Origin of the sequence: Streptomyces sp. Sge12, assembly GCF_002080455.1 — a bacterium.
Taxonomy (GTDB): Bacteria; Actinomycetota; Actinomycetes; order Streptomycetales; family Streptomycetaceae; genus Streptomyces.
Genome location: NZ_CP020555.1, coordinates 3,246,013 through 3,258,360, shown reverse-complemented (window position 1 = coordinate 3,258,360; position 12,348 = coordinate 3,246,013). Strand labels below are relative to the sequence as shown.

The following is a 12,348-nucleotide window of genomic DNA, read 5'->3' as shown; positions in this document are numbered from 1 at the left end:
CCGCAAGTGCGTTTTGTGTCACACCTCGCTCCGCACAGGGTTGGTTGCGCGTTGTATCACTCGTGGACGCGAGGTACTTGAAAGCCGTAACGTGCTGATTTGCGCCACACGTACAGGACAGTGAACGGGTTGGGGACTTTGCTGGGGGACGACGCGGAGCTGACCGCCGCGGTGCTCGCGGCACAGGACGGCGACGAGAACGCGTTCCGTGCTGTGTACCGCGCCGTGCACCCACGGCTGCTCGGTTACGTACGCACGCTCGTCGGTGACGGCGATGCCGAGGACGTGACCTCCGAAGCCTGGCTGCAGATCGCCCGCGACCTCGATTCCTTCACGGGCGACGCCGACCGCTTCCGGGGCTGGGCCGCCCGCATCGCCCGCAACCGCGCCCTCGACCACATCCGCATGCGCGGCCGGCGCCCCGCCATCGGCGGCGACGACACCGAGCTGACCGGCTGGGCCGCCGAGTGCGACACCGCGGGCGCGGCGATGGAGTCCCTCTCCACCGGCCGGACCATGGCGCTCATAGCCCAGCTCCCGCAGGACCAGGCCGAGGCCGTCGTCCTGCGGGTCGTGGTCGGGCTGGACGCCAAGAGCGCCGCCGAGACCCTGGGCAAGCGGCCCGGCGCCGTACGGACCGCGGCCCATCGGGGCCTGAAGAAGCTGGCCGAGCTGCTCGGCGCGGAGGGCGGCTTCGAGCCGGACCCGGACACCGCCTCGGGCCCCGGCGCGGCGGTCGGCCATAATGCCCGTGGCCAGGTGTGGGACGGCGGGGGCGGGAGGGATCTCGACGCCGTACCCGCACAGCGTGGCCGGGGCGGGGGCTTCGTAGAGCAAACCGGTGTGACGGATTCACGTTGGCGGACGCAGAAGGACATGTGATGGCCGACGAGCGCAACAGGTGGCTGGACAAAGCCGCAGCGGAAAAACTGCTGCGCGGCGAACCGGTGGAACCTGTGGGGCCGGCCGCCGATCAGCGTGCCCGGACCGAGGCCGCCCGGCTGCGTGCCGCCCTGGACGCCCTGGGCGCCGTGACCGAGCCGCTGCCCGGGGAGCTTCCCGGCGAGGCCGCCGCGGTGGCCGCCTTCCGTTCGGCGCGCGGCGCCGCGCGGCCGTCTGCCGTGCCCGAGGCGTCCGGCCTGGACCTCGAACCCGTGATCGACCTCGGCCGCATCATCCCTGCGCCCGCGTCCGCGGGCCGTCGTGGGCGGACCGTGAGCTTCGGCCTGGCGGCCGCCCTGGCCAGTGTCGCCGTGGGCGGGCTGGCCGCCGCGGCCGGCGCCGGGCTGCTCGACCGGGCCCGGCACGACAGCGCGGGACCGGCTCCGGCGATGTCCGTCAGCGCCGGCGAGGACGCGGCCCGGGGCATCGGCAGCGGAGCCCCGACCTCGCGCCCGAGGCCGACGCCCACCCCGCTGCCGAACGGCTCGACTGTGCCGGTCCTCCCGGACGCGGCGCGCACGCCGGACGCGGACGGGCGGATGACACCCGGGATCGGGGCGTCCGCCGGAGCGTCCTCGGGTGCGACGGCGAGCGGCGGCTCGGGCAAGGACTCCCAGGACGGGCAGACCGGCACAGGCGGCAGGGACCGGGACCGCGACACCCTCGGCGGCGGGGACGCCGGCAAGGACGGCCAGGAAGGCGACCGGGAGCTCCGGCTCAAGGCCGCGGACCTCTGCGAGCAGTTCAAGTCGGGCCGGATCAATGACGACCGCCGTGAGTGGCTCTCGCGCCAGGCCAACGGCCTCACCCGGATTCCGGCCTACTGCAAGTCCCTCCAGGACGGCGACGGCTCCGGCGGGGGCAAGCGCAGCGACGCCCCGGCGCTGGGCGGGACGCTCCGCGCGCCGACCCTTTCACCGTCGCTCCCGCAGGCTTCGATCGGCCTGCGCGTCGACCGCTGATACGTGTGCTGACCTGCCTGTAACACTTTTCGAACCGGTGGCGCAGTACATATCGAGCCGACTGGTCATCGGCCGCGCATGAGCCGGGGTTCCCCCCGTACCCCTGGGCTCTGCGCAACCGGCGCGGGCGGGGCACGTTCCCCCGGCCCTGCCCGCGCCCATTACGTCGGACCGAAAAAGCCCGAGGCATCGCCTCGGGCTTCTTGCTTCTTGCCTGGTGCTTCCCGGCTGCCTCGGGCGGGGGCTTCGCGGGACCGGGGGTCCGGTCCCGTGTCCCGACCCGGCGGCATCACCAGTAGACGACGACCTTGTCGCCGACCTGCACCTGGTCGAACAGGGCCGACAGCTTGCCCTTGTCCCGGACGTTCACGCAGCCGTGCGAGGCGCCGTTGTAGCCGCGGGCCGCGAAGTCGGCGGAGTAGTGCACGGCCTGGCCGCCGCTGAAGAACATCGCGTACGGCATCGGCGTGTGGTAGATCGTCGACGTCCAGTCCTTGGCCTTCCAGCCCACGTTGAACACGCCCTCGCGGGTCGGGGTGTTCTCGGAGCCGAAGCGCACGTCCATCGTCGAGACGACCTTGCCGTCGATCATCCAGGCGAGGGTGCGGCTCTCCTTGCTGATGCACATGACGCGGCCCTGCATGCAGCGCGGGTCCGGCGCGTCGACCTCGTTGACGGTCGGCGGGCGCAGCTCGTCGGCGGTGGGCTTCTTGCTGGAGCTCTGGATCTTCTTCCAGGTGGCCTCGTCGACCGAACCGGTCGCGTTCAGGCCGTTCTTCGCCTGGAAGGCCTTGACCGCGGCCGTCGTCTTCGAGCCGTAGAAGCCGGTCGGCGCGACCGACATCAGCTTGAGCTGCTTCAGGCGGGCCTGGAGCTCGCGGATCTGCTCGCTCTCGTCGCCGTTGGCCATGATCTGCTTCACCGAGGGCGAAGGAGAGGCCGACGGGGAGGCCGACGCGGAGGCGGACGGCGACGGCGAGCCCGAGGGCTTGTCGTCGGTGGAGGGGGAGGTTTCGGGGGAGGCGCCCGCCGTGGGCGAGGACGGGGCCGAGGAGACGGAGCCGACGGACTCGGTCTTCTGCGGTCCACAGGCGGTCGCGGCGAGCGCGACGGCGGTTGCCACCCCGATCGTGCGGATTATGACTCTCTGGCGCTGCATTGCAGTCCCCCGGTTTCTACGTCGTGTATCTAGGTGATGCTCCGCACGCGTGGACAGTTGCACACGGCTCCGGGATGTTGCGCCATTGTGACCGGCAGTCGTCCGCAGCCTTACGAAGCGATTCGGCTGGGGCACCCCAGCGTTGGCTCGGGGAGGTTTTATCAGTCCCGGGCCCGGTTGCTCTACGGAGGACTACGTCACATGGCACTCACCGAGAGCGGATTCCCCATCGAACCCGTCTACGGGCCCGGCGACCTGACGGGGTGGGACCCGGCGGCCGAGCTGGGGGAGCCGGGCGACTTCCCCTACACTCGGGGGATTTATCCGAACATGTACACCGGCCGGCCGTGGACCATGCGGCAGTACGCCGGCTTCGGCACGGCCGCCGAGTCCAACGCCCGTTACCGGCAGCTCATCGAGGGCGGCGGCACCGGGCTGTCGGTCGCATTCGACCTGCCCACGCAGATGGGGCACGACTCCGACGCCCCCCTCGCCCAGGGCGAGGTCGGCAAGGTCGGCGTCGCCGTCGACTCGCTCGACGACATGCGGACGCTGTTCGACGGGATCCCCCTCGACCGGGTCTCCACCTCGATGACGATCAACGCGCCCGCCGCCCTGCTCCTGCTGCTCTATCAACTGGTGGCGGAGGAACAGGGCATCTCGGGCACACAACTGACGGGGACGGTCCAGAACGACGTGCTCAAGGAGTACATCGCGCGCGGAACGTACATCTTTCCGCCCGGCCCCTCCCTGCGCCTGACGGCCGACACCTTCCGCTACTGCCGCGCCGAGATCCCCCGGTGGAACACCATCTCCATCTCCGGCTACCACATGGCCGAAGCCGGCGCCTCGCCCGCGCAGGAGGTGGCCTTCACCCTCGCCGACGGCATCGCCTACGTCCGTACCGCCCTCGCGGCGGGCATGGTGGTCGACGAGTTCGCGCCCCGGCTCTCCTTCTTCTTCGTCGCCCGCACCACCCTGCTGGAGGAGGTGGCGAAGTTCCGCGCGGCCCGGCGGATCTGGGCCCGCGTCATGCGGGAGGAGTTCGGGGCGCGCGATCCGAAGTCGCTGATGCTGCGCTTCCACACCCAGACGGCCGGGGTCCAGCTGACCGCGCAGCAGCCGGAACTGAACCTCGTACGGGTGGCCGTGCAGGCCCTGGCCGCCGTCCTGGGCGGCACGCAGTCGCTGCACACCAACTCCTTCGACGAGGCGATCGCACTGCCGACGGAGAAGTCCGCCCGCCTCGCCCTGCGCACCCAGCAGGTCCTCGCGCACGAGACGGACGTACCGCACACCGTCGACCCCTTCGCCGGGTCCTACGCGGTGGAGCGGATGACGGACGAACTGGAGGCGGCGGCGCTCGCGCTGATGCGCCGGGTCGAGGACCAGGGCGGGGCGGTGGCCGCGATCGAGGCCGGCTTCCAGAAGGCCGAGATCGAGCGGAACGCCTACCGCATCGCGCAGGAGACCGAGAGCGGGGAGCGGGTGGTGGTCGGGGTCAACCGCTTCGCGCTGGAGCGCGAGGACGCCTACGAGCCGCTGCGCGTGGACCCGGCGATCGAGGCACGGCAGTGCGCGGCGCTGGCCCGGCTGCGGGCGGAGCGGGGCGGGGCGGCGGTGACGGCGGCGCTCGAGGCACTGAAGGAGGCGGCGGCGGGCACGGCCAACGTGCTGTACCCGATGAAAGAGGCACTGCGGGCCCGGGCCACGGTGGGGGAGGTGTGCGGTGCGCTGCGGGAGGTCTGGGGGACGTACGAACCGAGCGGTTCCACCTGGTGAAACAGACTGGCGCGACAGGTGCGTCCTTATGCGACACTCCTGCGCATGCTGGGTGTGACCGATCTACCGACCTATCTCGCCGGCCTGGTGCTGATCATTCTGCTGCCGGGGCCGAACTCCCTCTACGTGCTCTCCGTGGCCGCCCGCCGCGGAGTGCGCACCGGGTACAAGGCCGCCGCCGGGGTGTTCACCGGCGACGCCGTGCTCATGCTGGCGACCGCCGTGGGCGCCGGGGCGCTGCTGCGGGCGAGTCCGCTGGTGTTCACCGTGGTGAAGTTCCTCGGTGCCGGCTACCTGGCGTGGCTGGCCGTGGGGATGATGCGGGGCGCCTGGGCGCTGTGGCGCACGCGCATGGAGCGGGACGCGGCCGAGGCCTCCGCCGTACCCGCCGACCCGGCGGAGAACGAACGGCCCTACCGGCGGGCGCTGCTGATCAGCCTGCTCAACCCGAAGGCCATCCTCTTCCTGATGTCCTTCTTCGTGCAGTTCGTGGACCCGTCCTACGCCTACCCGGCGCTCTCGTTCCTGCTCCTGGGCGGCCTGCTCCAGACGGGCAGCTTCCTGTACCTGACGCTGCTGATCTTCGGCGGGACCCGCCTCGCGGCGGCCTTCCGCCGCCGCAAGCGGCTGTCGGCCGGGGCCACCTCGGCGGCGGGCGTGCTGTTCCTCGGCTTCGCGGCCAAGCTCGCCGTCAGCTGAGCGCCCGGCGCAGCCACGCCATCCGCCGTACGGCCCGGCGCACCGTCCGGCTGCGCGGCAGGAAGGACAGCTGCGCCGGGATGCCGCCCGGCAGGCCCAGGGAGGTCAGCCGGCGGCGGGTGAAGTACCGCCACGTGCGCGCGGTCAGGTGCCCGGCCAGGTAGGCCTCGGCCGCCGGCCGGCGCGCGGCCAGGATCTGCGGCTGCATCGTGAACCCGACGGCGGTGAGCAGTGCGGCCGGTTCCGCCCGGACCTCCTCGGGGGTCGGGGGCGTCCAGGTGCGGACCGCCTCGGCGTCGGCGAGGTCCGGGAGCAGGGCGTCCACCAGGGCCAGCGGGACGCGGTTGCTGTTCGGGTACGGGGTCAGCGCGGCCAGTACCGCGTCGGTGCCGGTCCGGGCCACGGGGAGCCCGTACAGGGTGGCGGCGGTCAGCAGCCCGGTGGAGAAGCAGCCGACGACCAGCGCGGGGCGCAGCCGCTGGTAGAGGGTCTCGGCCAGGACCGGGGCGGCGATCACCGTCAGCCGGGCGCCGAGCCGTTCGGCCTCCTCCTGCGCCCGGCGGCAGTACGCGGCCGGGGCGCCGGGGTGCGGTTTGAAGACCAGCTCGCGGTGGCCGAGGGCGTGGGCGCCGCGGACCATCGAGACGTGCAGCTCCTCCTCCTCGGCCGGGCTCATCAGGTCGAGGGCCGAGAGGTACTGGCCCAGGAGGAGGGCCGGGGGCTCGGTGGGCCCGCCCGCCCCTCCCGCGGTGGCCGCCGCCCCCTCGGCGGCTTCGGTGGCTTCGGCGAGCTCGGCGAGGACCTTGAGGAACGGCTCCGTCGGCACCAGTTCGACCCGCACCCCGAACTCGGTCAGCAGCAGGGGCTCCAGTCCGGGCACCAGGTCCAGGTGGAGCACCCGCCGCACCCGCATCCCCAGCTGCGGGTCGAGGCGGAAGCGGGTGGGCCCGTAGCTCATGAGGCCGTCGGCGTAGACGTCGACGGCCGCTCCCGGGAAGAGCCGGCACAGGGTCTGGGCGGGTGGGACCTGGAGGGACTCCACGATCAGCTCGACCCGGTCCTCGCCGAGGTTCCACAGGGCGCGCAGCTGCCGTTCCCAGATCGGGACGTCCTCCGCGCGGGGGGCCCAGGTGCTCGGGTGCTGCGGCTCGATGACGCGGTTCCAGTCGAGGACCTCGTCGAAGCGGGAGCGCAGGGCGCCGAAGCCCGGCATGTCCGCGATTCCCGGGGTGACCTCGGCGGTGACGGCGTGGTTGCTGGTCAGCAGGATGCGCCGGCCGGGCGGGAAGCGGCCCGCGTCGATACCCGCCGCGAGGGTGGCCGCACCGTAGAGGGTGGAGGCCAGGAAGATCTGGGTGGGCATCAGGCGTTCGCTCCCGACGGGGCACGGCGGCCGCCGCGCAGCCGGCGCAGCACGGTGGAGCGTTCGACGTCCATCGAGTCCAGGACGTGTTCCAGTACGTCCTGCGGCATGCGGCCGAGTGCGGCCGTACTCATGATGCGGAGTTTCTTGGCCACGTCCGGCTCGAACCTTTCGATGGATCCGAAATGATGGGCGATAATTGCACAATAGGTCCGGACGGCTTTCGGAAGCAGTCGGCCCGATTCCCGGTCCTCGTGCACGTCCGCGAGTACTTGATCGAATGCGCGAATGAAATCGAGCTGCCGTTCGTCGCCCACCTGCGTCAATGAGGTGGAAACCCCGCGCCGGTAGAAGACACCGGGCAGTCCCACCGCGGCGAAGGATGCCGCCTCCCGGTGCAGCCGCCAGATCCACGGCCGGTCCTCCGCGGTCCGCAGCCCGTCGGTGAAGTGCAGCAGCCCGCGGTCCAGCAGCCGCCGGTGGTACATGCCGGCCCACGCGTACGGATAGTCCACCGAGGTGGCCCGGTCGGCGGGCAGGATCGCGGTGCGGGGATCGGCGACCACCGACTCCGGGCCGTAGGGGACGCGCTGCACGCTCCGCGACCGGCCCGTGCAGCGGACATGGTCGGTACGGACGAAATCGCAGTTCAGCGCCTCTATGGCGGCCAGGGTTCGGGCCAGGTGGCCGGGCGCCAGCCAGTCGTCCCCGTCCAGGAAGGCCAGGTACTCGCCGCGGGCCGCGTCCAGACCGGTGTTCCGGGCGGTTGCCAGGCCGCCGTTGCGCCCGTGTCTGAGGTGCACCGCCCTCGGCAGCTCGCGCGCCGCCCGTTCCAGCAGGTCGGGCGTCCCGTCCGTCGAGCAGTCGTCGACGAGCAGGAACTCGAAATCGTCCCGGGCGTTGAGTTCGAGACTCTTCAGGGCATCCGGTGCATATGTCTGCACGTTGTAGAACGGCACGACAACAGAGAGCTTGGGCACCTGCGAGACATTAGGGCGCCGCCCGCCATTCACTGTGGCCCGGATGCGGATTCCATGTGAACGGCGCGGGGCGGGCGAGTTAACCCGTGCGCTTTCGCATTTCGTCGACGCGTTGTTAACCCGCTGTTGTGCGCTCGTTGGGCCGATCACCGAAATTGCGGAATAGCTTCTGCCGCGTGCCAGAACGCAAACGCGTCGCCGTACTCGCCGATTCCGATACGCGATGGAAATGGGGCGCACTCACCGCCCGCCGTCTCGTGCCCGACCACCAGCTCACCGGATTCCTGCTGCGCGGCCGTGCCACACCCACCGCGCGCCAGCTCGGTGAGGTGGGGGTGCGGGCCGACCGGCTGTCCGAGGTGACCTGTGCCGAGTTCCTCGCCGAGATCGAACGCGAGCGCTACGACGTGGTCGTCCTCGCGCTCGTCGGCGGGGCCGTCCAGGCCGTCCTGCACGGGGCGCGCGCCCTGTGGCCCGCCCCGGCCGGTCGCCCCGTACTCGTCACCGGCTACGTGGGCGTCGTGTACGAGAAGCTCGCCGACGGGCTGCTGCTGCGGCACGGCGCCGACCTCGTCCTCGCCAACTCCCGCCACGACGCCGAACGCTTCCGCGCCGTGTACGAGGGCGTCGGCGCGGACGCCGCCGCCGTCACCGAGACCGCGCTGCCGTTCCTGGGCGGGGCGCCGTACGAGCCGGCCGGGAGCCGGGCCCACACGGTGGTCTTCGCCGTCCAGCCCTCCGTGCCCGACAGCCGCGCCGACCGCGCCTACCTGCTGGAACGGGCCGCCGGACACGCCCGGCTGCACCCCGACCGGGAGGTGCTGATCAAGCTGCGCAGCAAGCCGGGGGAGCACACCACGCACCTGGAGGAGCAGCCGTACCAGCGGCTCGCCGAGAAGATCCCGGGCGGACTGCCCGCCAACTGCCGCCTCGTGTACGGAAACATGGGCGAGGTCCTGGACGGCACCGACCTGCTGGTCACCGTCTCCTCCACGGCCGCCCTGGAATCCCTGCACCGCTCCATCCCGACGGCGATCCTCACCGACCTCGGCATCCGCGAGGCCCTCGGCAACCACCACTTCCTGGGCTCCGGCTGCATGGCCTCCTGGGACCAGATCGACTCGGGGCTCCTCCCGGAGGGGGACCCGGTCTGGCTGGCCGCCCAGGGCGTCCTGCCCGCGCAGGGCGCCGACCCGGAGAAGGGCGCGGACGCCTACGCCGTGGCCCGGGCCAAGGTGGCCGCCCTGATGGCCGCGACCCGGCTGCCCGCGCCCGCCCCGTACTACACGCGCACCACCGCCCCCGGATACCTCCCCGGCATCCTCGCCCGGCACCACCTCGCACCCGACGGCACCCCGCTGCCCGGCGCGGTGCGCCCGCAGGCGGGGGAGTCCCGGCTGCGCCGCAGACTCCGCGCCCACCTGCGCGAGGCCGCCCGCGGGGCCTACCGGCACGGGGTCCAGCGCGTGGCCCCGGTGATCCGCAGACTGGGGGAGCTGTGAGGGTCCTCGCCGTCGTCCCGGCCCGCGGCGGCTCCAAGGGGGTCCCGGGCAAGAACCTCGCCGAGGTCGCCGGCCTCCCGCTCGTCGCCCGCGCCGTCCTGGCCTGCCGCAGCGCGCCGACCGTCACCGACGTGGTCGTCTCCACCGACTCCGAGGCGATCGCCGCCGCGGCCCGCGCCGCCGGAGCCGACGTGATCGCCCGCCCCACCGCGATCTCCGGGGACACCGCGAGCAGCGAGGCCGCCGTACTGCACGCGCTCGCCGCCTTCGAGGAGCTGCACTCCCTCACCGTGGACGTGGTCCTCCTCGTCCAGTGCACCAGCCCCTTCCTCGCCACCTCCGACGTCGAGTCGGTCGCCGTGGCCGTCGCCTCCGGCGCGGCCGACTCGGCCCTGACCGTGGCCCCCTTCCACGGGTTCCTGTGGCGGGACGCGGCCGACGGCTCCGGGACCGGGGTCAACCACGACGCGGCGTACCGCCCCCGGCGCCAGGACCGGCCGCAGGACCTGCTGGAGACGGGCGCCGCCTACGCCATGGACGCCGCGGGCTTCCGCACCGCCCGGCACCGGTTCTTCGGCCGCACCCTGCCCGTCGCCACCGACCCCGCGCGGGTCCTGGAGATCGACGACCCGCACGACCTCGCCCGCGCCCGCCTGCTCGCACCCCTGCTCGACCCGCGTCCCGGGGCACACCCCGCACAGCCCGCCCCGGAACCCGACGCGCCCTCCTCCTCGCACCCCGATCCGCAGCCCGTACCCCGCACATCCCCGCACCGAAGGACGCCCCCTGCCATGACCTCCACGCCCGACGCCCGCCTGCGCACCTTCGGCTCCCGCACCGCGGGCCCCGGCCGCCCCGTCTACGTCGTCGGCGAGATCGGCATCAACCACAACGGCGACCTCGGCAACGCCTTCGCCCTCATCGACGCCGCCGCCGAAGCGGGCTGCGACGCCGTCAAGTTCCAAAAGCGCACCCCGGAGATCTGCACCCCGCGCGACCAGTGGGACATCGAGCGCGACACCCCCTGGGGCCGGATGACCTACATCGACTACCGCCACAAGGTCGAGTTCGGCGAGGACGAGTACCGCGCCATCGACGACCACTGCGCCAAGCGCGGCATCGACTGGTTCGCCTCCCCGTGGGACACCGAGGCCGTCGCCTTCCTGGAGAAGTTCGACGTCCCCGCCCACAAGGTGGCCTCCGCCTCCCTCACCGACGACGAGCTGCTGCGCGCCCTGCGCGCCACCGGCCGCACCGTGGTGCTGTCCACCGGCATGTCCACCCCGCAGCAGATCCGCCACGCGGTGGAGGTGCTCGGCAGCGCCAACATCCTGCTCTGCCACGCCACTTCGACGTACCCGGCCAAGGCCGAGGAGCTCAACCTGCGGGTGATCAACACCCTCCGCGAGGAGTACCCGAACGTCCCGATCGGCTACTCCGGCCACGAGACGGGCCTGCAGACCACCCTCGCCGCCGTCGCCCTCGGCGCCGCCTTCGTCGAGCGCCACATCACCCTCGACCGCGCGATGTGGGGCTCCGACCAGGCCGCCTCCGTCGAGCCCGGCGGCCTCACCCGTCTCGTGCGCGACATCCGCACCATCGAGACCGCCCTCGGCGACGGGATCAAGCGGGTCTACGAGTCCGAGCTCGGCCCCATGAAGAAGCTCCGCCGCGTACAGGGCCGGCTGGCAGCCGTCTGACCCCCCGGCGCGTACGCGTTCCGTCCCCCGACAAGGAGCACGTGGTGACCCCCTCCGCCCCCTCCGCCTCCACCCTGGCGTTCGTCGAGAGTCCGGTCCAGCTCCTGAACGTGCTGGAGTGGGCGTACGCGCGCGCCGCAGAGCAGCCGCAGCTGGACGGCGTCCCGCGTCAGCGGGGGCGCCGCCCCGACGCCGGGACCGGCCCCGGTTCCGGTTCCGGTTCCAGCGTCGCCGCCCGCCCGGCGGCCGGGGCGTCCCGGCTGCGGATCGTCGTCCTGCCGCCCACCGACCCGATGTCCCGCGGCCAGCTGCGCCGGGTGGCCGCACTGGCCCGGGACGAGGGGCACGAGGTCCAGTGGCAGGAGGCCCGCGGCAGCCGGTTCGCCCCGCTGAAGGCGCTGGCCGCGCTGGCGCGCGACGTACGCGCCGCGCGCACGGTCGTGGTCGGAGACCCCTTCTCGCGGTACGTGCAGCTGCTGCTCACCCTCGTGCGCGCCGAGGAACTGGTGGTGGTCGACGACGGCACCGCCACCATGGAGTTCATGTCCCAGACCGCCCGCGGCGAACGCCTCGTACGGTGGCACCGGGTCGGCGGCGGCGGACTGCCCGGCCGGATCCGCGAGCTGGCCTACGCACCCGTCTCGGTGACCGCGCGCCGCCGCTTCACCCCGGCCGGCCGCCCCGGCCACCGCGTCGAGGTGTTCAGCTCGATGCCCGTCACCGCGCACAGCGGGATGACCCTGCGGATCAACGACTTCGCGTGGACCCGGGCCCGCTTCGGCCCGCCCCGCCTGACCAAGGGCACCGACCTGGTCGGCACCTCGCTGGTGGAGACCGGTGTGGTGGACCCGGACCGCTATCTGGACGCGGTGCGGGCCCTGACCCTGGAGCACGGTGCCACCCGCTACTTCGCGCACCGCCGGGAGTCGCCGGAGAAGCTGCGCGCGCTGAGCCGGGCGACCGGGCTGGAGATCGTGCGTCCGGACCTGCCGCTGGAGCTGATCGCCCGGCGCGGTCCCGTCGGCCGGACGATCGTCAGCTTTCCGTCCACCGTCGTCCACACGCTGCCGTACGCCCTGACCGGTACGGGTGTCACCGTGGCCGTATGCGATGTGGACCCCGCCTGGCTCACCGGGTCCGCCTCCCCGCGCGCCCGCAGCTTCCTCGCCGGGGTCACGGACACCGCCCGCGATGTGCGCAGACTGCCTGCCCAGGCGGCTCCCACGGCCGGATGAGCGCGCGAGTTTACCCCCGGGCGC

Annotated in this window: 10 protein-coding genes and 1 pseudogene; 8 read left to right on the top strand and 3 right to left on the bottom strand. The window is 72.8% G+C overall.

Going from position 1 to position 12,348, the window contains the following annotated elements; all coding sequences use genetic code 11:
• The first annotated feature begins 138 nt into the window (after window positions 1-138).
• A complete protein-coding gene (locus B6R96_RS14195) occupies window positions 139-882 on the top strand; it encodes an RNA polymerase sigma factor (protein ID WP_030387546.1) in 744 nt (247 codons plus the stop codon).
• The gene (locus tag B6R96_RS14190; protein ID WP_081522634.1) at window positions 882-1,904 is read left to right on the top strand and encodes a hypothetical protein; all 1,023 of its coding nucleotides are present in this window, start codon (window positions 882-884) and stop codon (window positions 1,902-1,904) included. The genes B6R96_RS14195 and B6R96_RS14190 overlap by 1 nt, the downstream gene beginning before the upstream one ends.
• A gap of 289 nt (window positions 1,905-2,193) precedes the next feature.
• Here B6R96_RS14190 and B6R96_RS14185 read toward each other — a convergent pair whose 3' ends face one another.
• A complete protein-coding gene (locus B6R96_RS14185) occupies window positions 2,194-3,063 on the bottom strand; it encodes a L,D-transpeptidase family protein (RefSeq protein ID WP_081522633.1) in 870 nt (289 codons plus the stop codon).
• Window positions 3,064-3,264: 201 nt separating this feature from the next.
• On the opposite strand from B6R96_RS14185, the gene B6R96_RS14180 reads away from it, so the two are divergent.
• The gene (locus B6R96_RS14180) at window positions 3,265-4,845 is read left to right on the top strand and encodes an acyl-CoA mutase large subunit family protein (RefSeq protein WP_081522632.1); all 1,581 of its coding nucleotides are present in this window, start codon (window positions 3,265-3,267) and stop codon (window positions 4,843-4,845) included.
• A gap of 45 nt (window positions 4,846-4,890) precedes the next feature.
• Window positions 4,891-5,544 (top strand): leucine efflux protein LeuE, encoded by a 654-nt coding sequence (gene leuE, locus B6R96_RS14175; protein ID WP_081522631.1) that lies wholly within the window; start codon window positions 4,891-4,893, stop codon window positions 5,542-5,544.
• On the opposite strand, the gene B6R96_RS14170 is transcribed toward leuE, so the two are convergent.
• Together B6R96_RS14170 and B6R96_RS14165 are read right to left on the bottom strand one after the other, a co-directional pair.
• Window positions 5,537-6,907, bottom strand: a complete 1,371-nt coding sequence (locus B6R96_RS14170; RefSeq protein ID WP_081522630.1) for a polysialyltransferase family glycosyltransferase — start codon at window positions 6,905-6,907, stop codon at window positions 5,537-5,539. The two genes, leuE and B6R96_RS14170, sit on opposite strands and share 8 nt — an antisense overlap.
• Window positions 6,907-7,887, bottom strand: coding sequence for a glycosyltransferase family 2 protein (locus B6R96_RS14165; RefSeq protein WP_081522629.1), 981 nt, complete (start codon window positions 7,885-7,887; stop codon window positions 6,907-6,909). Before B6R96_RS14165 ends, B6R96_RS14170 begins: the two co-directional genes overlap by 1 nt.
• Before the next feature lie 176 nt (window positions 7,888-8,063).
• Here B6R96_RS14165 and B6R96_RS14160 point away from each other — a divergent pair, with 176 nt between their 5' ends.
• The 4 genes and pseudogenes from B6R96_RS14160 (at window position 8,064) to B6R96_RS14150 (ending at window position 12,324) form a co-directional block, all read left to right on the top strand.
• The gene (locus B6R96_RS14160; RefSeq protein ID WP_081522628.1) at window positions 8,064-9,389 is read left to right on the top strand and encodes a DUF6716 putative glycosyltransferase; all 1,326 of its coding nucleotides are present in this window, start codon (window positions 8,064-8,066) and stop codon (window positions 9,387-9,389) included.
• Window positions 9,386-9,751, top strand: a pseudogene (locus B6R96_RS38110) (acylneuraminate cytidylyltransferase family protein); the annotation flags it as partial. The gene B6R96_RS14160 and the pseudogene B6R96_RS38110, both read left to right, overlap by 4 nt.
• 429 nt (window positions 9,752-10,180) lie before the next feature.
• Window positions 10,181-11,089, top strand: coding sequence for an N-acetylneuraminate synthase family protein (locus tag B6R96_RS38105; protein ID WP_237291660.1), 909 nt, complete (start codon window positions 10,181-10,183; stop codon window positions 11,087-11,089).
• A 44-nt stretch (window positions 11,090-11,133) separates the two neighbouring features.
• Window positions 11,134-12,324, top strand: coding sequence for a hypothetical protein (locus B6R96_RS14150; protein ID WP_081522626.1), 1,191 nt, complete (start codon window positions 11,134-11,136; stop codon window positions 12,322-12,324).
• Window positions 12,325-12,348: the final 24 nt, after the last annotated feature.

Coding starts and splice junctions, on each gene's coding strand:
- B6R96_RS14190 (WP_081522634.1), top strand. CDS start 882: ATGGCCGACGAGCGCAACAGGTGGCTGGACAAAGCCGCAGCGGAAAAA.
- B6R96_RS14185 (WP_081522633.1), bottom strand. CDS start 3,063: ATGCAGCGCCAGAGAGTCATAATCCGCACGATCGGGGTGGCAACCGCC.
- B6R96_RS14180 (WP_081522632.1), top strand. CDS start 3,265: ATGGCACTCACCGAGAGCGGATTCCCCATCGAACCCGTCTACGGGCCC.
- leuE (WP_081522631.1), top strand. CDS start 4,891: ATGCTGGGTGTGACCGATCTACCGACCTATCTCGCCGGCCTGGTGCTG.
- B6R96_RS14170 (WP_081522630.1), bottom strand. CDS start 6,907: ATGCCCACCCAGATCTTCCTGGCCTCCACCCTCTACGGTGCGGCCACC.
- B6R96_RS38105 (WP_237291660.1), top strand. CDS start 10,181: ATGACCTCCACGCCCGACGCCCGCCTGCGCACCTTCGGCTCCCGCACC.